The organism is Streptomyces sp. NPDC005574 (assembly GCF_040605435.1).
Classification (GTDB): domain Bacteria; phylum Actinomycetota; class Actinomycetes; order Streptomycetales; family Streptomycetaceae; genus Streptomyces.
Genome location: NZ_JBEXCW010000007.1, coordinates 115188 through 136497, shown reverse-complemented (window position 1 = coordinate 136497; position 21310 = coordinate 115188). Strand labels below are relative to the sequence as shown.

At 71.6% G+C, this 21310-nt stretch carries 23 protein-coding genes; 21 read left to right on the top strand and 2 right to left on the bottom strand.

Annotated features, from left to right (window positions below; translation table 11 throughout):
- The first annotated feature begins 267 nt into the window (after positions 1-267).
- On the top strand, positions 268-1821 hold the full coding sequence (ffh, locus tag ABZT03_RS07855; protein ID WP_356035026.1) for a signal recognition particle protein: 1554 nt from the start codon (positions 268-270) through the stop codon (positions 1819-1821).
- A gap of 35 nt (positions 1822-1856) precedes the next feature.
- Here the strand turns inward: ffh and ABZT03_RS07850 are convergent, their stop codons facing one another.
- Positions 1857-2714, bottom strand: a complete 858-nt coding sequence (locus ABZT03_RS07850) for an SAM-dependent methyltransferase (protein ID WP_356035023.1) — start codon at positions 2712-2714, stop codon at positions 1857-1859.
- A 202-nt stretch (positions 2715-2916) separates the two neighbouring features.
- Between ABZT03_RS07850 and proS the strand changes: the two genes are divergently transcribed.
- From proS to ABZT03_RS07760, 18 genes are all read left to right on the top strand, one after another.
- On the top strand, positions 2917-4332 hold the full coding sequence (proS, locus tag ABZT03_RS07845; protein WP_356035020.1) for a proline--tRNA ligase: 1416 nt from the start codon (positions 2917-2919) through the stop codon (positions 4330-4332).
- Between the two features lie 260 nt (positions 4333-4592).
- Positions 4593-5195, top strand: coding sequence for a hypothetical protein (locus ABZT03_RS07840; RefSeq protein ID WP_356035017.1), 603 nt, complete (start codon positions 4593-4595; stop codon positions 5193-5195).
- A 363-nt stretch (positions 5196-5558) separates the two neighbouring features.
- Entirely contained in the window at positions 5559-5987 is a 429-nt protein-coding gene (gene rpsP, locus ABZT03_RS07835; RefSeq protein ID WP_356035015.1) for a 30S ribosomal protein S16, read from the top strand.
- A 2-nt stretch (positions 5988-5989) separates the two neighbouring features.
- Positions 5990-6229, top strand: coding sequence for an RNA-binding protein (locus tag ABZT03_RS07830; protein ID WP_005479813.1), 240 nt, complete (start codon positions 5990-5992; stop codon positions 6227-6229).
- A gap of 112 nt (positions 6230-6341) precedes the next feature.
- Positions 6342-6932: a ribosome maturation factor RimM gene (gene rimM / locus ABZT03_RS07825; protein WP_356035012.1), complete on the top strand. Its 591-nt coding sequence runs from the start codon at positions 6342-6344 to the stop codon at positions 6930-6932.
- Complete coding sequence (gene trmD, locus ABZT03_RS07820) at positions 6932-7765, top strand: tRNA (guanosine(37)-N1)-methyltransferase TrmD (protein ID WP_356035009.1); 834 nt, start codon at positions 6932-6934, stop codon at positions 7763-7765. Before rimM ends, trmD begins: the two co-directional genes overlap by 1 nt.
- A 136-nt stretch (positions 7766-7901) precedes the next feature.
- Positions 7902-8252, top strand: a complete 351-nt coding sequence (rplS, locus tag ABZT03_RS07815; protein ID WP_356035006.1) for a 50S ribosomal protein L19 — start codon at positions 7902-7904, stop codon at positions 8250-8252.
- Between the two features lie 45 nt (positions 8253-8297).
- Positions 8298-9011, top strand: a complete 714-nt coding sequence (gene lepB, locus ABZT03_RS07810; protein WP_356035003.1) for a signal peptidase I — start codon at positions 8298-8300, stop codon at positions 9009-9011.
- Positions 9004-10101, top strand: coding sequence for a signal peptidase I (lepB, locus tag ABZT03_RS07805; protein ID WP_356035001.1), 1098 nt, complete (start codon positions 9004-9006; stop codon positions 10099-10101). The genes lepB (ABZT03_RS07810) and lepB (ABZT03_RS07805) overlap by 8 nt, the downstream gene beginning before the upstream one ends.
- Positions 9989-10993 (top strand): signal peptidase I, encoded by a 1005-nt coding sequence (lepB, locus tag ABZT03_RS07800; RefSeq protein WP_356034998.1) that lies wholly within the window; start codon positions 9989-9991, stop codon positions 10991-10993. Before lepB (ABZT03_RS07805) ends, lepB (ABZT03_RS07800) begins: the two co-directional genes overlap by 113 nt.
- A gap of 129 nt (positions 10994-11122) precedes the next feature.
- Positions 11123-11902 carry a signal peptidase I gene (gene lepB, locus ABZT03_RS07795; RefSeq protein WP_356034995.1) on the top strand — a complete coding sequence of 260 codons (780 nt, stop codon included), beginning with the start codon at positions 11123-11125 and terminating at the stop codon, positions 11900-11902.
- Positions 11903-11993: 91 nt separating this feature from the next.
- Positions 11994-12470, top strand: coding sequence for an NUDIX hydrolase (locus ABZT03_RS07790; protein WP_356035158.1), 477 nt, complete (start codon positions 11994-11996; stop codon positions 12468-12470).
- 56 nt (positions 12471-12526) lie between these two features.
- Entirely contained in the window at positions 12527-12835 is a 309-nt protein-coding gene (locus ABZT03_RS07785; protein ID WP_003965949.1) for a DUF2469 domain-containing protein, read from the top strand.
- Positions 12836-12942: 107 nt separating this feature from the next.
- Positions 12943-13314 (top strand): YraN family protein, encoded by a 372-nt coding sequence (locus tag ABZT03_RS07780; RefSeq protein WP_356034992.1) that lies wholly within the window; start codon positions 12943-12945, stop codon positions 13312-13314.
- Positions 13314-14939: a YifB family Mg chelatase-like AAA ATPase gene (locus tag ABZT03_RS07775; RefSeq protein ID WP_356034989.1), complete on the top strand. Its 1626-nt coding sequence runs from the start codon at positions 13314-13316 to the stop codon at positions 14937-14939. The genes ABZT03_RS07780 and ABZT03_RS07775 overlap by 1 nt, the downstream gene beginning before the upstream one ends.
- The gene (gene dprA, locus ABZT03_RS07770) at positions 14936-16138 is read left to right on the top strand and encodes a DNA-processing protein DprA (RefSeq protein WP_356034986.1); all 1203 of its coding nucleotides are present in this window, start codon (positions 14936-14938) and stop codon (positions 16136-16138) included. Before ABZT03_RS07775 ends, dprA begins: the two co-directional genes overlap by 4 nt.
- A 230-nt stretch (positions 16139-16368) precedes the next feature.
- On the top strand, positions 16369-17211 hold the full coding sequence (whiG, locus tag ABZT03_RS07765; protein WP_356034983.1) for an RNA polymerase sigma factor WhiG: 843 nt from the start codon (positions 16369-16371) through the stop codon (positions 17209-17211).
- Between the two features lie 176 nt (positions 17212-17387).
- Positions 17388-17945, top strand: a complete 558-nt coding sequence (locus ABZT03_RS07760; RefSeq protein WP_356035156.1) for a TetR family transcriptional regulator — start codon at positions 17388-17390, stop codon at positions 17943-17945.
- A 386-nt stretch (positions 17946-18331) separates the two neighbouring features.
- Here the strand turns inward: ABZT03_RS07760 and ABZT03_RS07755 are convergent, their stop codons facing one another.
- Positions 18332-19006 carry a M23 family metallopeptidase gene (locus ABZT03_RS07755; protein ID WP_356034980.1) on the bottom strand — a complete coding sequence of 225 codons (675 nt, stop codon included), beginning with the start codon at positions 19004-19006 and terminating at the stop codon, positions 18332-18334.
- Between the two features lie 271 nt (positions 19007-19277).
- Between ABZT03_RS07755 and rpsB the strand changes: the two genes are divergently transcribed.
- Positions 19278-20234: a 30S ribosomal protein S2 gene (rpsB, locus tag ABZT03_RS07750; RefSeq protein ID WP_356034977.1), complete on the top strand. Its 957-nt coding sequence runs from the start codon at positions 19278-19280 to the stop codon at positions 20232-20234.
- 95 nt (positions 20235-20329) lie between these two features.
- Positions 20330-21166 carry a translation elongation factor Ts gene (tsf, locus tag ABZT03_RS07745; RefSeq protein ID WP_356034974.1) on the top strand — a complete coding sequence of 279 codons (837 nt, stop codon included), beginning with the start codon at positions 20330-20332 and terminating at the stop codon, positions 21164-21166.
- Positions 21167-21310: the final 144 nt, after the last annotated feature.

Sequence of the window (21310 nt, the reverse complement as noted above, 5' to 3'; positions counted from 1 at the left end):
TGTGACCTCCGCCGGCGGTCCCCTGTGACATTGCCGGCGGGACCCGTGGGCAGCCGAGCCCCGTGGGTACCCGAGCCCGTCGGGCGCCCCACGCCCGTTGATCGCCCGGCCCCCGCGGTGCGGCCCCGCCGTGCCCGAGGCGCCCCGCCGCTGGGCGGCGGACCCTGTGCCGTTCGTCGAATACGGCAGGCGGGGGCGATTGTCCCGCTCGGCCGGATACCCTGGAAGACGCTCACCCTGCCCCCGACTCCGAGGACCGACGCCGCCGTGTTCGATACTCTCTCCGACCGCCTCTCAGCGACCTTCAAGAACCTGCGCGGCAAGGGGCGCCTGAGCGAGGCGGACATCGACGCCACGGCGCGCGAGATCCGTATCGCGCTCCTCGAGGCGGACGTGGCGCTGCCCGTGGTCCGCACGTTCATCAAGAACGTCAAGGAGCGGGCGCTCGGGGCCGACGTCTCGCGAGCGCTGAACCCCGCCCAGCAGGTCCTGAAGATCGTCAACGAGGAACTCGTCACCATCCTCGGCGGCGAGACCCGGCGGCTGCGTTTCGCCAAGCAGCCGCCCACCGTGATCATGCTCGCCGGTCTCCAGGGCGCCGGTAAGACGACCCTCGCGGGCAAGCTCGGCCGGTGGCTCAAGGACCAGGGCCACTCGCCGCTGCTGGTCGCCGCCGACCTCCAGCGCCCCAACGCGGTCAACCAGCTCAGCGTCGTCGCCGAGCGCGCGGGCGTCGCCGTCTACGCGCCCGAGCCGGGCAACGGCGTCGGCGACCCGGTCAAGGTCGCCAAGGACTCCGTCGAGTTCGCGAAGGCCAAGGTCCACGACATCGTGATCGTGGACACCGCCGGCCGCCTCGGCATCGACCAGGAGCTGATGCGGCAGGCCGCCGACATCCGTGACGCGGTCCGCCCCGACGAGATCCTGTTCGTCGTCGACGCGATGATCGGCCAGGACGCGGTCAACACGGCCGAGTCCTTCCGTGACGGCGTCGGCTTCGACGGTGTCGTGCTGTCGAAGCTCGACGGCGACGCCCGCGGTGGCGCGGCCCTGTCGATCGCCTCGGTCACCGGCAAGCCGATCATGTTCGCCTCGAACGGCGAGAAGCTCGAGGACTTCGACGCCTTCCACCCCGACCGGATGGCCTCCCGCATCCTCGACATGGGTGACCTGCTCACCCTGATCGAGCAGGCGGAGAAGACGTTCAGTCAGGAAGAGGCCGAGAAGATGGCCTCCAAGCTGGCGTCCAAGAAGGGCCAGGACTTCACCCTGGACGACTTCCTGGCCCAGATGGAGCAGGTCCGGAAGATGGGCAGCATCAGCAAGCTGCTCGGCATGCTCCCGGGCATGGGCCAGATCAAGGACCAGATCGCCAACCTCGACGAGCGGGACGTCGACCGTACGGCCGCGATCATCAAGTCGATGACCCCGGCCGAGCGCCACGAGCCGACGATCATCAACGGCTCGCGCCGCGCCCGTATCGCCAAGGGTTCCGGTGTCGAGGTCAGCGCCGTGAAGAACCTCGTCGAGCGGTTCTTCGAGGCCCGCAAGATGATGTCCCGCATGGCCCAGGGCGGCGGGATGCCGGGCATGCCGGGGATGCCGGGCATGGGCGGCGGCCCGGGCCGGCAGAAGAAGCAGCAGAGGCAGGCCAAGGGCAAGCAGCGCTCCGGCAACCCGATGAAGCGCAAGCAGCAGGAGCAGGAGGAGGCGGCCCGCCGTGCCGCCGCCGCACAGGGCGGCGGCGCCCTCGGCGTGCCCGGCCAGCAGGCCCCTCAGGACTTCGAACTGCCGGACGAGTTCAAGAAGTTCATGGGCTGACGTCCGGCAGGTTCACGGGCTGGTCGCGCGGGCGCTTACGGCACCCGCGCGACGAGGTACCGGAACACGTTCGGCATCCACACCGTCCGGTCCCGCCGCCGGTAGGGGTGCAGGGCCTCCGTCAGCTCCTTGCCGACCTGCGCCCGGTCCGTCGCGGCGATCGCCGTGTCGAACAGGCCCGTCGACAGCAGGCCGCGCACGGCGCTGCCGACGTCCGCGTAGCCGAAGGGGCAGGCGACCCGGCCCGAGCCGTCCGGCCTGAGCCCGGCCCGCCCGGCGACCTCCTCCAGGTCGTCGCGCACGGCCGCGCGCCGGCCGCCTCCGCCGCGCGCCGGAGCCTCCGGCTTCCCGGCGATCCGCAGCACATTCGACGTGGCGCACCGCTCCGGCGGCCCCCAGCCGACCAGCACCACCGGCGCCCCGTGCACGGCGAGCGGTGTCGCCGCGGCCAGCAGGGAGCCGAGCTCCACCGCGTCGTCCTCCTGGTGGCCGAGCGGCTCGAAGGCGGTCACCAGGTTGTACGGCGGCCTGGTCGCGTCCGCCGCGTCCCCGGGTGAGCCGCCGACGAGCCGGGTGTCGCCGCGGACGTGTCCGCCGGGCGCGTCCGGAAGCAGGCGTTGCCGTGCCAGGGCGAGCCGCTCGGGGGAGCCGGGTTCGACCCCAGTGACCGCGGCGCCTCTCGACGCGGCCATCAGCAGGGCCAGCCCGGAACCGCAGCCGAGGCCCAGCAGGCGCGTCCGCGGGCCCACTTCGAGTCGCTCGTAGACGGCCTCGTAGAGCGGTACCAGCATCCGCTCCTGGATCTCCGACCAGTCACGCGCGCGTGCACTCCGGTCCACGCGGGACGCGGGTCCCGTGGGGGACAGGTGCTGTCGCACGAGCGTAGGTGACATAGAAAAGCGCCCCATTCCGCCGAGAGTTGTTGTCTCTTTGCCCGATCACATGGCCCCCGTGACGTGCGCTCGTACTCCCCCCGTATGTCAGGTAACTCCGCACTCGACCGCGCGTCCAGGGGTTGTAGGTCCCGGCTTGCGGTGTGTGCCCGCATGTGGCGAGATTTCACATCCCGGCAACCTGGCGCCGTACCATCTCGCCATGGCCAAAGCACCCGTACTGACCTCGCGGGCCGACGACTTCCCGCGCTGGTACCAGGATCTGATCAACAAGGCCGAGCTGGCCGACAACGGCCCGGTGCGCGGCAGCATGGTGATCCGACCGTACGGATACGGCCTGTGGGAGCGGATGCAGCAGGAGATGGACGCCCGGATCAAGGAGACGGGCACCGAGAACGCCTACTTCCCGGTCCTGATCCCGCAGTCCTACCTCGCCCGGGAGGCCGACCACGTCGAGGGCTTCGCACCCGAGCTCGCGGTGGTCACGCACGGCGGCGGCAAGGAGCTGGAGGAGCCCGCGGTCGTCCGCCCCACCTCCGAGATGATCGTCAACGAATACTTCGCCAAGTGGGTGCAGAGCTACCGCGACCTGCCGCTGCTGATCAACCAGTGGGCCAACGTGGTCCGTTGGGAACTCCGCCCCCGCCTCTTCCTGCGCACCAGCGAGTTCCTCTGGCAGGAGGGCCACACCGCGCACGCCACCTACGAGGAGGCCCGCGACTTCGCCGCGCACATCCACCGCCAGGTCTACGAGGACTTCATGGTCGACGTCCTCGCCATGGACGTCGTCGCCGGGCGCAAGACGGTCAGGGAGCGCTTCGCGGGCGCGATCAACACCCTCACGCTCGAAGGCATGATGGGCGACGGCAAGGCCCTGCAGATGGCCACCAGTCACGAGCTGGGCCAGAACTTCGCCAGGGCCTTCGACACCCGGTACCTGTCCAAGGACGGCACGCGGGAACTCGTCTGGCAGACCTCATGGGGTTCGACCACCCGCATGATCGGCGCCCTGGTGATGATGCACGGCGACGACGACGGCCTCCGGGTCCCGCCGAACCTCGCACAGATCCAGGTCGTCGTCCTCGCGATCAAGGCCGACGAGGCGGTTCTGGCCAAGGTCCGCGAGACGGGCGACCGGCTGAGGGCCGCGGGCCTGCGCGTCCGGGTGGACGACCGAACGGACGTCGCCTTCGGGCGCCGTGCCGTCGACTGGGAGCTGAAGGGCGTGCCCGTACGGATCGAGATCGGCCCGCGTGACCTGGAGAACGGCACGGCGATGCTGGTCCGCCGGATCCCGGGAGGCAAGGAGCCGGTGGCCGTCGACGCTCTCGCGGCACTGCTGCCCGGTGTCCTGCGCGAGGACCAGGCGCTGCTGCTGGCGCAGTCCCGCGAGCGCCGCCTGTCCCGGACGTCGGAGGTGTCGACGGTCGAGGAGGCCGTCGAGGCCGCCGGCGCCGGCGGGTGGGCGCGCATCCCGTGGGCGGCGCTCGGCACGGAGGGCGAGGCCAGGCTGGCCGAGCACGCCGTCACCGTACGGTGTCTGGTCGCCGAGGACGGGTCGGTGCCCGACACCGAGGACGCACCCGGTAACGTCGCGGTCGTCGCGCGCGCCTACTGAGGCGAGGGTCTGCGTCACGCACGCGGCCGAAACGCCCCTTGCGCACCCGCGGGTCACGGGCGCCCCCGCGTGCCGACATCGTCTACGCGCGGGGCCGTACGGAGGACTACGCACCAGCTTGGTATGAGCTGTGAGGCTTCTCCGCAGATCAGCGCACCCGCCCTCGTCAGGACGCATCAGTGCCAACTGACGGGTACGTGCAAATTATTTGGGATGCCCCGGAATCGGAACACAGGGGCACCCCGGCTCGTTGTCATTACGTGAGCACGACACAGACACCACCTGTTCTCGCCGCAGAACTGGCGCAGGCGTGGGCCGACATCCAGCGGTACCACCCCGAGCTGCCCGATCTTGCCGCGCCCGAGTCTCTGATCGGAGAGTCCTCGTCCGCCTGCGGGCACGAGCTCTCCTTCGAGCGGCTGCTTCACGAGGCAGTCCATGGCATCGCCGCCTCGCGCGGTGTGCGCGACACGTCCCGTGCCGGCCGCTACCACAACCGCCGATTCCTCGCGATCGCCGAGGAGCTGGGCCTGGACCATCCCGAGGAGCCGCATCCCAGCAGCGGGTTCTCCCTGGTCACGCTCAACCCCGAGGCCAAGCGCCGCTACCGCCCGACCATGGAGCGCCTCCAGCGCGCGCTCAAGGCCCACACGGCCGCGACCGCCGCGGACACCGCCCGCTCCTTCCGCGGACCGGCCGCCCGGCACGGCTCCTCCGGCGGGGGCGTGCGCGTCAAGGCGGTCTGCGACTGCGGCCGCAACGTACGGGTCGTCCCGTCCGTGCTGGCCCAGGCGCCGATCGTCTGCGGCGGCTGCGGAAAGCCGTTCCGCATCCCGGAGGTCGTGGGCGCGGCGGCCGGCTGACTGCGCATCCCGGCATCTCGTGGGTGCCGGACCAGCAGACGGCGTGGACGCGGGCGGGTCGCTCTCCGCGGTCGTCCTCGCGTGGCGGCCGCGGACGCCGGCGGCCGCACGAGGACGACCGGGCCGCGACGCGGTGCGGGCGGATGCGAAGGCGCCGGGTGGCGCCCGGCGTCCCTGTGGCATGCCCGGTGGACCGGGGTAAGCGCGACGCGCCGGGTGTGGCACAATGGCTAGCTGTACTCGACAGCCGCACAGGACCCCTCTCTCCTCCGGCTGACGCGTCCATCGGGCACTCGGGTACCGCAACCCCACGCGGCCATCTCGCCGTGCCCAACCACGTCAAGACCAGGAGACACCACTTCCGTGGCAGTCAAGATCAAGCTGAAGCGTCTGGGCAAGATCCGCGCGCCTCACTACCGCATCGTCGTCGCCGACTCCCGTACCCGCCGTGACGGCCGGGCCATCGAGGAGATCGGTCTGTACCACCCGGTGCAGAACCCCTCGCGCATGGAGGTCAACGCCGACCGCGTGGCCTACTGGCTCTCCGTCGGCGCACAGCCGACCGAGCCCGTGCTCGCGATCCTGAAGAAGACCGGCGACTGGCAGAAGTTCAAGGGCGAGCCCGCCCCGGCTCCGCTGCTGCAGCCGGCCCCCAAGGCCGCGCGTCCCCTGTTCGAAGCCCTTGGCGGCGACGACGAGGGCAAGGGTGAGGCCATCACCCAGAAGAAGAAGGCCGACAAGAAGGACGACGCCTCCGCCGAGTCCTCTGCGGCTGCGCCGACCGAGGCCTGAGCATGCTCGAGGAGGCTCTCGAGCACCTCGTGAAGGGCATTGTCGACAACCCCGACGACGTGCAGGTCGCCTCGCGTGACCTGCGCCGCGGGCGCGTGCTCGAGGTCCGGGTCCATCCCGACGACCTCGGCAAGGTGATCGGCCGCAACGGCCGCACCGCGCGCGCACTGCGGACCGTCGTGGGCGCCATCGGCGGTCGCGGAGTCCGCGTCGACCTCGTCGACGTGGACCACGTCCGCTGACGTCGAAACACAGCACCGGCTCGGGCCGGGGAGGGCCACTGGCCGTCCCCGGCCCGACGTCGTATGACCCGCGGGGGTCTGCGACGGGTCGTACGACAGGAGATCAACACAAGTGCAGCTGGTAGTCGCTCGCGTCGGCCGCGCCCACGGCATTAAGGGCGAGGTCACCGTCGAGGTACGCACCGACGAGCCCGAACTGAGGCTCGCCCCCGGCGCCGTCCTGGCCACCGACCCGGCCTCGACCGGGCCGCTGACCATCGAGACCGGCCGCGTCCACAGCGGCCGTCTCCTGCTGCGCTTCGCGGGCGTGCGGGACCGCAACGCCGCCGAGGCGCTGCGCAACACCCTCCTGATCGCCGAGGTGGACCCCGAGGCGCTCCCCGAGGAGGAGGACGAGTACTACGACCACCAGCTGATGGACCTGGACGTGGTCACCGGGGACGGCGTCGAGGTGGGCCGGATCACCGAGATCTCGCACCTGCCCTCCCAGGACCTGTTCATCGTGGAGCGGCCCGACGGCACCGAGGTGCTGATCCCGTTCGTCGAGCAGATCGTCACCGAGATCGACCTGGCGGAGCAGCGCGCGGTCATCGACCCGCCCCCCGGGCTGATCGACGACCGGGCCGAGACGGCCTCCGCGCGGGACGCGTCCGAGTCCGACGACAGCTCCGGGGAAGCGGACGCCGCCGGGGAAGAGGCGTGATGCGGCTCGACGTCGTCACGATCTTCCCGGAGTACCTGGAGCCGCTGAACGTCTCCCTCGTGGGCAAGGCACGCGCGCGCGGACAGCTCGACGTCCACGTGCACGACCTGCGCTCATGGACCTACGACCGGCACAACACCGTCGACGACACCCCCTACGGCGGCGGTCCCGGCATGGTGATGAAGACCGAGCCGTGGGGCGACGCGCTGGACTCCGTGCTCGCCGAGGGTTACGAGACGGGCTCCCACGCGCCGGCGCTCGTCGTCCCCACGCCCAGCGGCCGTCCCTTCACCCAGGACCTCGCCGTCGAACTGTCCGAGCGCCCGTGGCTGGTCTTCACACCCGCCCGCTACGAGGGAATCGACCGCCGCGTCGTCGAGGAGTACGCCACGCGGATGCCCGTGTACGAGGTGTCCATCGGCGACTACGTCCTCGCCGGCGGCGAGGCGGCCGTCCTGGTCGTCACCGAGGCCGTGGCGCGCCTGCTGCCCGGCGTCCTCGGCAACGCCGAGTCGCACCGGGACGACTCCTTCGCCCCCGGGGCCATGGCCAACCTCCTGGAGGGGCCGATCTACACCAAGCCCCCCGAGTGGCGCGGCCAGGGCATCCCCGACGTGCTGCTCAGCGGGCACCACGGGAAGATCGCCCGCTGGCGCCGCGACGAGGCGCTGCGCCGCACGGCGGCCAACCGGCCCGACCTGATCGAGCGGTGCGACCCCGGGGCCTTCGACAAGAAGGACCGCGAGATGCTCTCCATCCTGGGCTGGGCCCCGGACCCCGAGGGGGAGCCGTACGGCCGATTTTGGCGCAGGCCGCAGGGCGTGGAACAATAGGCCGCTGCTGTGCGCCGTCCGGCGTGCGCCCCTGCCACAGGGGGACACGACGCCCGCCCCGACGCGCACGGCTCTCATCCAGATCACCCAACTTCCGTCGATGACCTGTGGCATGGGCGAAGAAAGCAGACGCAAAATGTCTCACCTGCTCGACTCCGTCGACTCCGCGTCGCTGCGCAGCGACGTCCCGGCCTTCCGCCCGGGTGACACGGTCAACGTCCACGTCCGCGTCATCGAGGGCAACCGCTCTCGTGTGCAGCAGTTCAAGGGCATCGTCATCCGCCGCCAGGGCGCCGGGGTCCGCGAGACCTTCACGGTCCGCAAGGTCTCGTTCTCCGTCGGCGTGGAGCGCACCTTCCCGGTGCACACCCCGATCGTCGAGAAGATCGAGGTCGTCACCCGCGGTGACGTGCGTCGCGCGAAGCTCTACTACCTGCGCGAGCTGCGCGGCAAGGCCGCGAAGATCAAGGAGAAGCGCGACCGCTGATCGCGCGCCGGTTGCCACAGCAGGGCCGGATAGCATCTGGCCCCGATGGACACCGAAGCACAGCCGACGGAGCGCGACCGCTCCTCCCGCCCCCGCGGATCCGAGAACTCGGACCCCAGGGGGCCGGAGGACCGGTCGCGTTTCGCGTTGGTGTCGAGGATCACCGACCCGCTCCCCGGCGGGCGCATCACCCTGACGCTCCTGGTCTGCCTGCTGTTTTTGCTCGTCCTCAACGCATTCGTGGTGCAACCCTTCCAGATTCCCAGCGGATCCATGGAATCCGGATTGAGGATCGGGGACCGGGTTCTCGTAAATAAGTTGGCGTACCGTTTCGGTGCCGAGCCGCGGCGCGGTGACGTGGTCGTGTTCGACGGGACCGGCTATTTCGGGGACGCGGACTACGTCAAACGCGTTGTCGGTGTGGGGGGAGACCACGTGGTCTGCTGCGACAAGGAGGGGAGGGTCCGGGTGAACGGCCGGCCGGTCGACGAGTCGACCTTCCTGTACCCCGGTGACAGCCCGTCCACGGTGCCCTTCGACATCAGGGTCCCCGGCGGCACCCTCTTCGTCCTCGGTGACCACCGCAGCGACTCCAGCGACTCCCGCGACCATCTCGGCTCACCGGGCGGCGGCATGATCCCCGTCGGCGAGGTCATCGGCCGTGCCGACTGGATCGTATGGCCCAGCGCGCACTGGACCCGCCTCGAGCGGCCGGGCGCCTACGCGCGCGTGCCCGCACCGGACGGTGCGCATGGGTAACCGTGGCAGACGGCGCGGTACGGGCCTCAGCGCCGCCGAGGACCTGCTGCCCACGGGCTCCCGGCGGACCGGCGGCGGCGCGGCCGCGAACGGCCGCTCGCGCGCCGAGCGGCGCAAGCTCCAGCGCAAGGTCAAACGGCGCCGCAGGCGCGGCGCGGTCAAGGAGATACCGCTCCTCGTCGGCGTCGCGGTCCTCATCGCGCTCGTCCTGAAGACCTTCCTCCTCCAGGCGTTCGTCATCCCGTCCGGCTCGATGGAGCAGACGATCCGGATCGGTGACCGCGTCCTGGTCGACAAGTTCACCCCGTGGTTCGGCTCCGAGCCCAAGCGCGGGGACGTCGTCGTCTTCCACGACCCCGGCGGCTGGCTCCAGGACGAGCAGACCACCAAGAAGAAGGACCCGATCGTCGTCAAGCAGGTCAAGGAGGGTCTCACCTTCATCGGCCTGCTCCCCTCGGACAACGAGAAGGACCTCATCAAGCGGGTCGTCGGGGTCGGCGGCGACCGGGTCAAGTGCTGTGACGCGCAGGGGCGGGTGACCGTCAACGGGGTCCCCCTGGAGGAGGGTGCGTACCTCTATCCCGGAAACGTCCCCTCCGAATCGCAGTTCGACATCACCGTCCCGAAGGGGCGGTTGTGGGTGATGGGCGATCACCGCGGCAACTCCGCGGACTCCCGCGCGCACCAGAACACCGACTACGGCGGCACGGTCTCCCTCGACTCCGTGGTGGGCCGGGCCAAGGTCATCGCCTGGCCGCTCGGCCACTGGACCTCCCTCGACGAGCCGAAAACCTTTGCTTCCGTGTCCGACTCGGCAGCCGGGACGACCGCGGCTCCCGAACTGTCGCATAGGGTTGCCTCCGAGGATCTCAACGGAACGATCCGACTCCCGAGCCCTGCGGAACTCCCGCTCGTTATGGGAGTGGTGGGCCTGCGCCGCGTCTGGGGCAGGCAGCGGCACAGAGTGAGGAGTTGGCGTGGGGGATGTTGCGGTTGGCGCACGGTCCGGACACGACGGCGAGGAGTACGGCGGACAACCCGTGGAGCCGGCCGCCCCGGCCGCGGACGGCGCCGTGACCTCCGGGAGTGACGCCGGAGCGGCGGACGGTCCGGATACGGGCGAGGAGCCGAGGACCCAGGGACCCGGTGGATCCGGCCCCGGCGACCAGGGGCCCGGGGAGCCGGCGCGCGGGCCCAGGAAGCCCCGCTCCTTCTGGAAGGAGCTGCCCATCCTGATCGGCATCGCGCTCGTGCTCGCGCTGTTGATCAAGACGTTCCTGGTGCAGGCGTTCTCGATCCCCTCCGACTCGATGCAGAACACCCTCCAGCAGGGTGACCGGGTCCTGGTCGACAAGCTGACCCCGTGGTTCGGCTCCGAGCCCGAGCGCGGCGAGGTCGTCGTCTTCCACGACCCGGACAACTGGCTGGCCGGCGAGCCCACGGCGAACCCGAACGCGGTGCAGACCTTCCTCAGCTGGATCGGCCTCATGCCGTCCGCGGAGGAGAAGGACCTCATCAAGCGTGTCATCGGCGTCGGCGGCGACACCGTCTCCTGCAAGGGCACCGGCCCGCTGAAGGTCAACGGCAAGGCGCTCAACGAGACGTCCTACGTGTACGCGGGCAACACCCCGTGCAGCGTCGACGACCAGGGCGGCCAGTTCACCGTGAAGGTCCCCAAGGGCTCCATCTGGGTCATGGGCGACCACCGGCAGAACTCCCGGGACTCCCGCTACAACCAGGCGGACGAGCACAAGGGCATGGTCCCGGTGAAGGAGGTCGTCGGCCGCGCCATCGTCAAGGCCTGGCCGATCAACCGCTGGGGCACGCTCCCGATCCCCGACACCTTCGACCAGAACGGTCTGAACGACCGGTCCTCGGCCTCCGCCGCCCTGACCGTGGCCCCGAACGGCATCGCCCTGGTCGGTGTGGTGCCGGTGGCGCTGTGGCGCCGCAGGAGGATCGCCGCCGACGGGACCCGCTGAGGCCCGGGCCCGGCGGAGCCGATCCTTCCGCCGTACGTCCGGGGCCTGTGAATCCCTGGTGGAGCTGTGACCCGGGCCGCTTCGGAAGGGGCTGACCGGGTCCGGTACCGCCGGGTAGGGTGCGGACCCATGGGTGGCGAGAGTGCGACGCGTACGGCCCCGCGCAGCGGCGGCACGGGCAGTGAACCGGTGGGCAGCCGGACCGGACAGCGGTTGTCCGGTCTGGCCGTCGCCCTGGGTCTGGTGCTGTTCCTCGGGGGATTCGGCTGGGGAGCGGTGGCCTACCGGCCCTACACCGTCCCCACCAGCTCCATGAGTCCGACCATCGCCGCGGGCGACCGGGTACTGGCGCAGCGCGTCGACGGTTCCGAGGTGCGCCGCGGTGACGTCGTGGTCTTCACGGACAAGTCCTGGGTGAGCAACTCAGCCGTGGTCAAGCGGGTCGTCGCGGTCGGCGGCGACACCGTCGCCTGCTGCACGAACGGCAAGCTGACGATCAACGGCAAGCAGATCGAGGAACCGTATCTCCCCAAGGGGAGCCTGGCCGAGATCACGGACATCCCCACCGTGACGGTGCCGAAGGGGCGGCTGTTCCTGCTCGGTGACGAGCGTCAGGGCTCGCTGGACTCCACGGCCCACCTGACCGACGCGGCCGGCGGCACCGTGGCCCGCAGCGCCGTCTCCGCCCGGGTCGACGCGGTCGTGTGGCCGATGAACGGCATGCTGAAGCGGCCGACCGGCTTCGAGGCGCTCGGCACCCTCTCCCAGCCCGGACCGCTCCGCGCGGTGGTGGGCCTGATCGTGGCTGGCGCGGTGCTCATCCTCGCCGGCGGTGCCTACGGCCCGATCGCCAAGCGGGTGGGCGGCGGCCGCGCCCGCACCCGGACGGAGTCGCCCGGTGCCCGCTGAGGCGCCGGGGACCGGCGCAGACGCCGACGAGCACGCGGACGGCTTCGGGAGTCAGGGCGCCTTCGGGGACCCGGGCGCCTTCGGGGGCGGGCTGCGCAAAGTCGCCCGGCTGGTGCTGCTCGACCCGCAGGACCGCATCCTGCTGCTGCACGGCCACGAGCCCGACGATCCGGCGAACAACTGGTGGTTCACGCCCGGCGGGGGCCTGGAGGGCGACGAGACCCGTGAAGAGGCCGCCCGCAGGGAACTCGTGGAGGAGACCGGCATCACCGAGGTCGAACTGGGCCCGGTGCTGTGGCGGCGGAGGTGCTCCTTCCCGTTCGCGGGGCGCCGCTGGGACCAGGACGAGTGGTACTACCTGGCCCGTACGACCCAGACGGCCACCGGGGCCACCGGCCTCACCGAGCTGGAGCGGCGCAGCCTCCGCGGAGCGCGCTGGTGGACGTGTCAGGAACTGGCCCAGGCACATGAGACGGTGTATCCGACCAGACTCGCCGGGTTGCTGCGCAGGCTGCTCGACGACGGTCCCCCGGCCGGACCCGTCACCCTGGACACCGAAATCGTCTAGGGGTGGGCGGGACTGGCGCACAATGGTGGGATCGCACGGCTGAAGGGGAACATGCCATGAGCGCCGAGGACCTCGAGAAGTACGAGACCGAGATGGAGCTGAAGCTCTACCGGGAGTACCGCGATGTCGTCGGTCTGTTCAAATACGTGATCGAGACCGAGCGGCGCTTCTACCTCACCAACGATTACGAGATGCAGGTGCACTCGGTCCAGGGCGAGGTGTTCTTCGAGGTGTCGATGGCGGACGCCTGGGTGTGGGACATGTACCGGCCGGCCCGGTTCGTCAAGCAGGTGCGCGTGCTCACGTTCAAGGACGTGAACATTGAGGAGCTCAACAAGAGCGATCTGGAGTTGCCGGGCGGGTGACGTTCACCCGCCGGGGTGACGAGGTTCTCCACAACCGCTGAGCGGTCCACAAAGATCCACTTCGTGGGTGCGGATGCGTGACGGTTGGCGCCGGAGGTGGTGCCGACATGAACACGCAACAGGCACGCAGGGCACTGGGCAGGTACGGCGAGGAACTGGCCGCGCGGCGGCTGACCGAGGCCGGGATGACGGTGCTGGAGCGCAATTGGCGCTGCGGCCGTACCGGAGAGATCGACATCGTCGCGCGGGACGGTGACGTCCTGGTCGTCTGCGAGGTCAAGACCCGCAGGACGGGCGCTTTCGAGCACCCCATGGCCGCGGTGACCCCCGACAAGGCGCAGCGGCTGCGCGGCCTCGCCGAGCGCTGGATCCAGACCCATGGAGGGGCCCCGCCGGGAGGCGTCCGCATCGACCTCGTCGGTGTCGTCCTGCCCCGGCGCGGAGCCGCCCTGGTCGAGCACGCGCGGGGGGTGGCGTGATGGGATTCGCCCGTACGTGTGCGGTGACCTTGGTCGGCGTCGAGGGTGTCGTCGTCGAGGTCCAGGCCGACCTGGAACCGGGAGTCGCCGCGTTCACGCTGGTGGGACTGCCCGACAAGAGCCTGACGGAGAGCCGGGACCGGGTCCGCGCCGCCGTGGTCAACTCCGGCGGCGAGTGGCCGCAGAAGAAGCTCACCGTCGGACTCAGCCCGGCGTCGGTGCCGAAGGGCGGCAGTGGCTTCGACCTCGCGGTGGCCTGCGCGGTCCTCGGCGCCGCCGAGCGGATCGACCCCCGCGTGCTGGCGGACATCGTGATGATCGGCGAGCTCGGCCTGGACGGCCGGGTGCGTCCCGTGCGCGGCATCCTGCCGTCCGTGCTGGCCGCCGCGGAGGCCGGCTACGAACAGGTCGTCGTCCCCGAGTCCGCGGCGGCCGAGGCGTCCCTGGTGCCGGGCGTGTCCGTGCTGGGCGTGCGCAGCCTGCGCCAGCTGATCGCCGTCCTCGCCGACGAACCCGTGCCCGAGGAGGAGCCCGACGACCTCGGCCGCCCCGATCCGCTCCTCGCCGGTCTCCGGCTGCCCGGCACGGGCGCCGCGACCGGCCTGCACGGCATGGGCGCCTCACACCACGACCAGGGCCACGACCTGGCCGACGTCGTCGGCCAGACCTCGGCACGCACCGCGGTGGAGGTGGCCGCGGCAGGCGCTCACCACCTCTTCCTGGAAGGACCGCCCGGGGCCGGCAAGACCATGCTCGCGGAGCGGCTGCCCGCCGTCCTGCCCCGGCTCGGCAGGCAGGAGTCCCTGGAGGTCACGGCCGTCCACTCGGTGGCGGGCCTGCTCCCGGCGGGCAAACCGCTCATCGACCTCGCCCCCTACTGCGCCCCGCACCACTCGGCGACCATGCAGGCCCTGGTGGGCGGCGGCCCCGGCATCGCGCGGCCCGGCGCCGTCTCGCTGTCCCACCGCGGGGTGCTGTTTCTCGACGAGACCCCCGAGTTCAGCGGCCGGGCTCTCGACGCGCTGCGGCAGCCCCTCGAATCGGGGCATGTGGTGATCGCGCGCAGCGCGGGCGTCGTCCGCTTCCCGGCCCGGTTCCTGATGGTGCTCGCGGCCAACCCGTGTCCCTGCGGCCGCTTCTCGCTGCGGGACACCCTGTGCGAGTGCCCGCCCTCCGCGATCCGCCGCTACCAGGCCCGGCTCTCCGGCCCGCTCCTGGACCGGGTGGACCTGCGGGTCCAGGTGGACGCCGTCACGCGGGAGCAGCTCACCGCGCGCGGCACCCGCGGGGAGTCCACCGCGACTGTCGCCGACCGGGTGCGGGCCGCCCGGGAGCGGGCCGCGGCACGTCTGGCCGGCACCCCGTGGAGCGCCAACAGCGAGGTTCCGGGGCGGGAACTGCGCAGCCGCTGGCACGCGGCGCCCGGCGCCATGGACGAGGCGGAACGCAGCCTGGAGCGCGGTGTCCTGACCGCGCGGGGACTCGACCGGGTGCTGCGCGTCGCCTGGACCGTCGCGGACCTCGCCGGCCACGACCGGCCCGGCGCGACCGATGTCGCCCTGGCCCTGCAACTGCGCACCGGCGTGCCACGGGGCGTGCCTATGGCGATCGGGGCGCCGGCGTGAGCGCCGACCCCGCCGCGGCGGGTGAACTGCTCGCGCGCGTCTTCCTCACCCGGGTCGTCGAGCCGGGCGACGAGGCCGGCGGCCGGTGGGTGCGCCGGTGCGGGCCGCAGGAGGCCGTCAGCCTGCTGCGTGAGGGGGCGCCGCATCCCCCGGGCGTGAGCGAGCGGCGGTGGGCGGGCCTGCTGGCCCGGGCTGAACGGGCCCGGCCCGTCCGTGACCTGGAGGTGGCGCGGGAGGCCGGGGTGCGGTTCGTGTGTCCCGGCGACACCGAGTGGCCGGGCCAGCTCGACGACCTCGGCGACGCGCGGCCCCTGGGCCTGTGGGTGCGCGGCCTGCCGAACCTCAGGATGTGGGCGCTGCGATCGGTGGCGGTCGTCGGCGCCCGCGCCTGCACGGCGTACGGCGCCCACATGGCGGCCGGCCTCGCCGCCCAGCTCGCCGAACACGGATGGGTCGTGGTGTCCGGCGGCGCCTACGGGGTCGACGGGGCCGCCCACCGGGGGGCGCTCGGCGCCGGCGGCGCCACCGTCGCCGTCCTGGCCTGCGGGGTCGACCGGCCCTATCCGCGCGGACACACCGAGCTGCTGAGCAGGATCGCGGAACAGGGTCTGGTGATCGGGGAGTTGCCGCCGGGGGAGCATCCGACCCCGAGCCGGTTCGTCCTGCGGAACCGGGTGATCGCCGCGCTCACCAGGGGAACCGTGGTGGTCGAGGCGGCCCACCGCAGCGGCTCCCTGGTCACCGCGCGGGCCGCCCAGCGTCTGGGACGCCACACCATGGGCGTACCAGGCCCGGTCACCAGCGCCCTGTCCGCGGGCGTGCACGAGCTGCTGCGCGGGGAGGCGGCGCTGGTCACGGACGCGGCGGAGGTCACCGAACTGGTCGGTGACATGGGCGAGCTGGCCCCGGACCGGCGCGGGCCGGTGCTGCCGCGCGACCTGCTCGCCGCCGGCGCCCGGCGGGTCCTCGCCGCCCTGCCGGGCGCTCGCGCGGCACCCGTGGACGAGATCGCGCGCGCTGCCCAGACCACACGGGACGACGCGGTCGCCCGACTGTATGAACTCCGGTCACTCGGTTACGTCGAACGACACGGCGACGGCTGGAAGTTGACACGCCAGGCGGTGATCTCGGTCCGCGGTGATCGCGGTCGGTGCGGACCGGACCTGTTCGGCCGTCCGGGGGAACCCGGACGCCCTTGAGAAATCACGGAGTTGGTGTCATCCGGTGATCACACCCGTCGACCACCGCACCCCGGCGAAGCGCCCGGCGGACGTCGTCCGTGCGTGCGGTGTGGGCCGCCCTTCGCTCACCGCGACGCCCCAGTCACGCTACGCTCACCTGAATTCAGGCGCACACCGGCGATACCCCACCAGACCGACAGCTCACCCAGCCACCACCACTTCGCAGCAGAAACGGCACAAGGCGACGAATGCCCCAGCACACCTCCGGGTCCGACCGGGCGGCGATCCCCGCAGCCGCCCGTGACGGTGGCAGCGTGCGGCCGCCCGCTCCCTCGACACTCGACGAGCTGTGGCGGTCGTACAAGTCGACGGGGGACGAGCGGCTGCGCGAGCAGCTGATCCTGCACTACTCGCCGCTCGTCAAGTACGTGGCCGGCCGGGTGAGCGTGGGTCTGCCGCCCAACGTCGAGCAGGCCGACTTCGTCTCCTCCGGGGTGTTCGGGCTGATCGACGCGATCGAGAAGTTCGACATCGGCCGGGAGATCAAGTTCGAGACGTACGCGATCACCCGGATCCGGGGCGCGATGATCGACGAGCTGCGGGCGCTGGACTGGATCCCGCGGTCCGTGCGGCAGAAGGCGCGCAACGTGGAGCGGGCCTACGCCACGCTGGAGGCGCGGCTGCGGCGGACCCCCAGCGAGAGCGAGGTGGCGTCCGAGATGGGCATCGCGGTGGAGGAACTCCACGCCGTGTTCAGCCAGTTGTCGCTGGCGAACGTGGTGGCCCTGGAGGAGCTGCTGCACGTCGGGGGCGAGGGCGGGGACCGGCTCAGCCTGATGGACACGCTGGAGGACACCGCCGCCGACAACCCCGTGGCGGTGGCCGAGGACCGGGAACTGCGGCGGTTCCTGGCCCGGGCGATCAACACCCTGCCCGAGCGGGAGAAGACCGTGGTCACGCTGTACTACTACGAGGGCCTCACCCTCGCCGAGATCGGCAACGTACTGGGCGTGACCGAGAGCCGGGTGAGCCAGATCCACACCAAGTCGGTGCTGCAACTGCGGGCGAAGCTGGCGAGTTTTGGTCGCTGACAGGGCTGGGGTCGGGGGCTCGGGCTGCGCCGGGACGAGCCAGGAGCGGACCGGACTGGGCCCGAGCCCGGAAGGCCCGGCGGGATGCGGGTGGGGCTTCGGGTCGGGGGAGTGGCTCCCGTCGGCAAGGCTCCGTCCGTACAGTGGACGGCGTGCCAAGGATTCGAGCGGCCTCCGTGGCCGAGCACCGGTCGATGCAGCGAGCCGCCCTGCTGGACGCGGCCCGTGCCCTGTTGTCCGAGGGCGGGACGGAGGCGCTGACCTTCCCGGCCCTCGCCGAGCGGACGGGGCTCGCCCGGTCGTCGGTCTACGAGTACTTCCGGTCCCGCGCCGCCGTGGTCGAGGAACTGTGCGAGGTCGACTTCCCGGTGTGGGCCGACGAGGTCTCGGCGGCGATGGAGCGGGCGGACTCGCCCGAGGGCAGGGTTGAGGCGTACGTGCGCCGGCAGCTCGCCCTGGTCGGGGACCGGCGGCACCGGGCCGTGGTGGCGATCTCCGCGAGCGAACTCGACGCGGGTGCCCGGGACAAGATCAGGGCCGCGCACGGAGCGCTGGTGGCGCTGATCGTCGAGGCGCTCGGCGAGATGGGCCACGCGGAACCGCGGCTGGCGGCGATGCTGCTCCAGGGCGTGGTCGACGCCGCCGTACGACGGATCGAGCTGGGGGCGGCGGAGGATCCTGGGACGATCACCGAGGCGGCAGTCGGCATGGCCCTACGGGGCGTGCGGGGCTGACGCGCACCGGTCTCCGTGCTCATCGCGCGACGCCGACGCGCACCGGTCTCCGCGTTCATCGTGTGGGGTTGACGTGAGCCGGCCCGCGCCCTGATCGCGCGGGGTTGACGTGAGCCGGCCCGCGCCCTGATCGTGCGGGGCTGACGTGAGTCGCCCTGCGCGCTCATCGTGTGGGGCCGACGCGCGCCGGTGTCCGCACTCATCGCGCGGGGCTGACGTGAGCCGGCCCGCCGCCCTGATCGTGCGGGGCTGACGTGAGTCGCCCTGCGCGCTCATCGTGTGGGGCTGAGGCGGACCGGTCTCCGCGCTCATCGCGCGGGGCTGACGTGAGCCGCCAAGCCCCCGCGCCCTGATCGTGCGGGGCTGACGTGAGTCGCCCTGCGCGCTCATCGTGTGGGGCCGACGCGGACCGGTCTCCGCGCTCGTCGTGCGGGGTTGTGCCGGCGGGCCGTCGCTCCGGTGGGCAGCGGGACGCCGAGCACCGGCAGCAGGCGTGACGGGCCGGACCGCAGCAGCCACGGAGGCAGCACGGACAGCGGGTCGAGGTAGGCCCTGCCCCTGAGCAGGCCCCAGTGCACACAGGCGGCCGGGCAGTGCGAGCCCCTGGCCTCCACCGTGCCGAGTTCCTCTCCCGCCGCCACCTCCTGCCCCTTGCGCACGGCCGCCAGCACCGGTTCGTAGGTCGTCCGCAGCGGTGGGGCGCCCGTGCCCGCCAGCTCCACCGACACCACCCCCTTTCCGGCCACCCGGCCCGCGAAGGAGACCCGGCCCGCCGCCACCGCCCGTACCGGAGTTCCGGCGGGCGCCGCCAGATCCACCCCGCGGTGGCCCCGGGCGTACACCGTCGCCGGCGGCTCCCAGCCGCGCAGGATCACCGGGCGCATGCCCACCGGCCACCCGCGGCCGACCTGCGGAACCGGTTCGGCGGGTGCCGCACGCCGGCCGGCCGGCTCCCAGGCCGGTCCGCCCCCGCCGCTCCCGTGAGCGGCCGCCGAGGTGATCAGCACCGCCGCCACCAGCAACGATCCCGGCCCTCTCCCCATCCGTCGCTTGACTCGCATGCGAGAACCGTCCCGCAGCCGTACCCGGATCGACCGGTGGCTGTGGATTACTCCCGGGTTGTGGACAGCGGCGTCACCCGGGGGCCCGCGGGTCCCGTACACTTCTTCTGGCGATCCGGGTCACCGGGTCGACTTCGCACGCCCCGGCATCGGGTCGGTTTCCGGCCGGTGTCTGCGCCCCTCGGTCCTTCGTGGCACGGCGCATGCGGGCGTCAGGCGTGAGTGCCGTCCGGCACCCGCGGCACAACCGAGAACACCAAGGAGAACGGCCATGGCCGTCGTCACGATGCGGGAGCTGCTGGAAAGCGGCGTCCACTTCGGTCACCAGACCCGTCGCTGGAACCCGAAGATGAAGCGCTTCATCTTCACCGAGCGCAACGGCATCTACATCATCGACCTGCTCCAGTCGCTGTCGTACATCGACCGCGCCTACGAGTTCGTCAAGGAGACCGTCGCCCACGGCGGCACGGTCATGTTCGTCGGCACGAAGAAGCAGGCGCAGGAGGCCATCGCCGAGCAGGCCACCCGCGTCGGCATGCCCTACGTCAACCAGCGCTGGCTGGGCGGCATGCTCACCAACTTCTCGACCGTCTACAAGCGCCTTCAGCGCCTGAAGGAGCTCGAGCTCATCGACTTCGAGGACGTCGCCGCGTCCGGTCTGACCAAGAAGGAGCTTCTCGTGCTCTCGCGCGAGAAGGCCAAGCTGGAGAAGACCCTCGGTGGTATCCGCGAGATGTCCAAGGTGCCCAGCGCCGTCTGGATCGTGGACACCAAGAAGGAGCACATCGCGGTCGGTGAGGCCCGGAAGCTCAACATTCCGGTCGTCGCCATCCTCGACACCAACTGCGACCCCGACGAGGTCGACTACAAGATCCCGGGCAACGACGACGCGATCCGCTCCGTCACCCTGCTCACCCGTGTGATCGCCGACGCGGTCGCCGAGGGCCTCATCTCCCGCTCCGGTGTCGCCACCGAGGGCAAGGGTGACAAGGCCGCGGGCGAGCCGCTGGCCGCCTGGGAGCGCGACCTGCTCGAGGGCGAGAAGAAGGCCGACGACGCCGAGGCCCCCGCCGCCGAGGCCGCTGCCGAGGCGCCGGCCGAGACCGAGGCTGCGGCTGAGGCCCCCGCCGAGGCGCCGGCCGAGACCGAGGCTGCCGCTGAGGCCCCCGCTGAGGCTCCGGCCGAGGCCGCTGCCGAGGCTCCCGCCGCGGACGCCGAGCAGGCCTGACACCTCATCGCTTCAGGTCAGTGAACGGCGGGGGCCGCGAAGCCCCCGCCGTTCGGCCCGTAGATCTTCAGACTTCGAGAGAGATTCCAGGAATCATGGCGAACTACACCGCCGCCGACGTCAAGAAGCTCCGTGAGCTCACCGGCGCCGGCATGATGGACTGCAAGAAGGCGCTGGACGAGGCCGAGGGCGTCGTCGACAAGGCCGTCGAGGCGCTTCGTATCAAGGGCCAGAAGGGCGTCGCCAAGCGCGAGGGCCGCTCCGCCGAGAACGGCGCCGTGGTCTCCATCATCGCTGACGACAACACCTCCGGCGTCCTGGTCGAGCTGAAGTGCGAGACGGACTTCGTCGCCAAGGGCGAGAAGTTCCAGGCCGTCGCCAACGCGATCGCCGAGCACGTCGCCAAGACCTCCCCGGCCGACCTCGAGGCGCTGCTCGCGTCCGAGATCGAGGCCGGCAAGACCGTGCAGGCGTTCGTCGACGAGGCCAACGCCAACCTGGGCGAGAAGATCGTCCTGGACCGCTTCGCGCAGTACACCGACGGCTACGTGACGGCGTACATGCACCGCACGATGCCCGACCTGCCGCCGCAGATCGGTGTCCTCGTCGAGCTGGACAAGCCGAACGCCGAGGTCGCCCGCGGCATCGCCCAGCACATCGCCGCCTTCGCGCCGAAGTACCTCGCCAAGGAGGACGTGCCGGCCGACGTCGTCGAGTCCGAGCGCCGCATCGCCGAGGAGACCACCCGCGCCGAGGGCAAGCCCGAGGCCGCCCTGCCGAAGATCGTCGAGGGTCGCCTCAACGGCTTCTTCAAGGACGCCACGCTGCTCGGCCAGCCGTACGCGCTCGACAACAAGAAGTCCGTCCAGAAGGTCCTGGACGAGGCGGGTGTCACCCTGAAGCGCTTCACGCGCATCAAGGTCGGCATCTGAGTCCGTACCGCGATCGGCGCGCGATCCCCGGCGGAAGCCCGCTAGGGTCGACAGCAGTCGTCCGGGTACGCCGTCGCACACGCGCGTGCGGCGGACGACAGCAGATCTGACGAGGAGGCCATTGCCGCGCATGGGATGCGAACA

Coding starts and splice junctions, on each gene's coding strand:
- rplS (WP_356035006.1), top strand. CDS start 7,902: ATGTCTCACCTGCTCGACTCCGTCGACTCCGCGTCGCTGCGCAGCGAC.
- ABZT03_RS07775 (WP_356034989.1), top strand. CDS start 13,314: ATGGGATTCGCCCGTACGTGTGCGGTGACCTTGGTCGGCGTCGAGGGT.
- ABZT03_RS07755 (WP_356034980.1), bottom strand. CDS start 19,006: ATGCGAGTCAAGCGACGGATGGGGAGAGGGCCGGGATCGTTGCTGGTG.
- ABZT03_RS07780 (WP_356034992.1), top strand. CDS start 12,943: ATGAACACGCAACAGGCACGCAGGGCACTGGGCAGGTACGGCGAGGAA.
- trmD (WP_356035009.1), top strand. CDS start 6,932: ATGCGGCTCGACGTCGTCACGATCTTCCCGGAGTACCTGGAGCCGCTG.
- ABZT03_RS07850 (WP_356035023.1), bottom strand. CDS start 2,714: ATGTCACCTACGCTCGTGCGACAGCACCTGTCCCCCACGGGACCCGCG.
- tsf (WP_356034974.1), top strand. CDS start 20,330: ATGGCGAACTACACCGCCGCCGACGTCAAGAAGCTCCGTGAGCTCACC.
- whiG (WP_356034983.1), top strand. CDS start 16,369: ATGCCCCAGCACACCTCCGGGTCCGACCGGGCGGCGATCCCCGCAGCC.
- ABZT03_RS07830 (WP_005479813.1), top strand. CDS start 5,990: ATGCTCGAGGAGGCTCTCGAGCACCTCGTGAAGGGCATTGTCGACAAC.
- proS (WP_356035020.1), top strand. CDS start 2,917: ATGGCCAAAGCACCCGTACTGACCTCGCGGGCCGACGACTTCCCGCGC.
- lepB (WP_356034995.1), top strand. CDS start 11,123: ATGGGTGGCGAGAGTGCGACGCGTACGGCCCCGCGCAGCGGCGGCACG.
- lepB (WP_356035001.1), top strand. CDS start 9,004: ATGGGTAACCGTGGCAGACGGCGCGGTACGGGCCTCAGCGCCGCCGAG.
- rpsB (WP_356034977.1), top strand. CDS start 19,278: ATGGCCGTCGTCACGATGCGGGAGCTGCTGGAAAGCGGCGTCCACTTC.
- lepB (WP_356035003.1), top strand. CDS start 8,298: ATGGACACCGAAGCACAGCCGACGGAGCGCGACCGCTCCTCCCGCCCC.
- ABZT03_RS07785 (WP_003965949.1), top strand. CDS start 12,527: ATGAGCGCCGAGGACCTCGAGAAGTACGAGACCGAGATGGAGCTGAAG.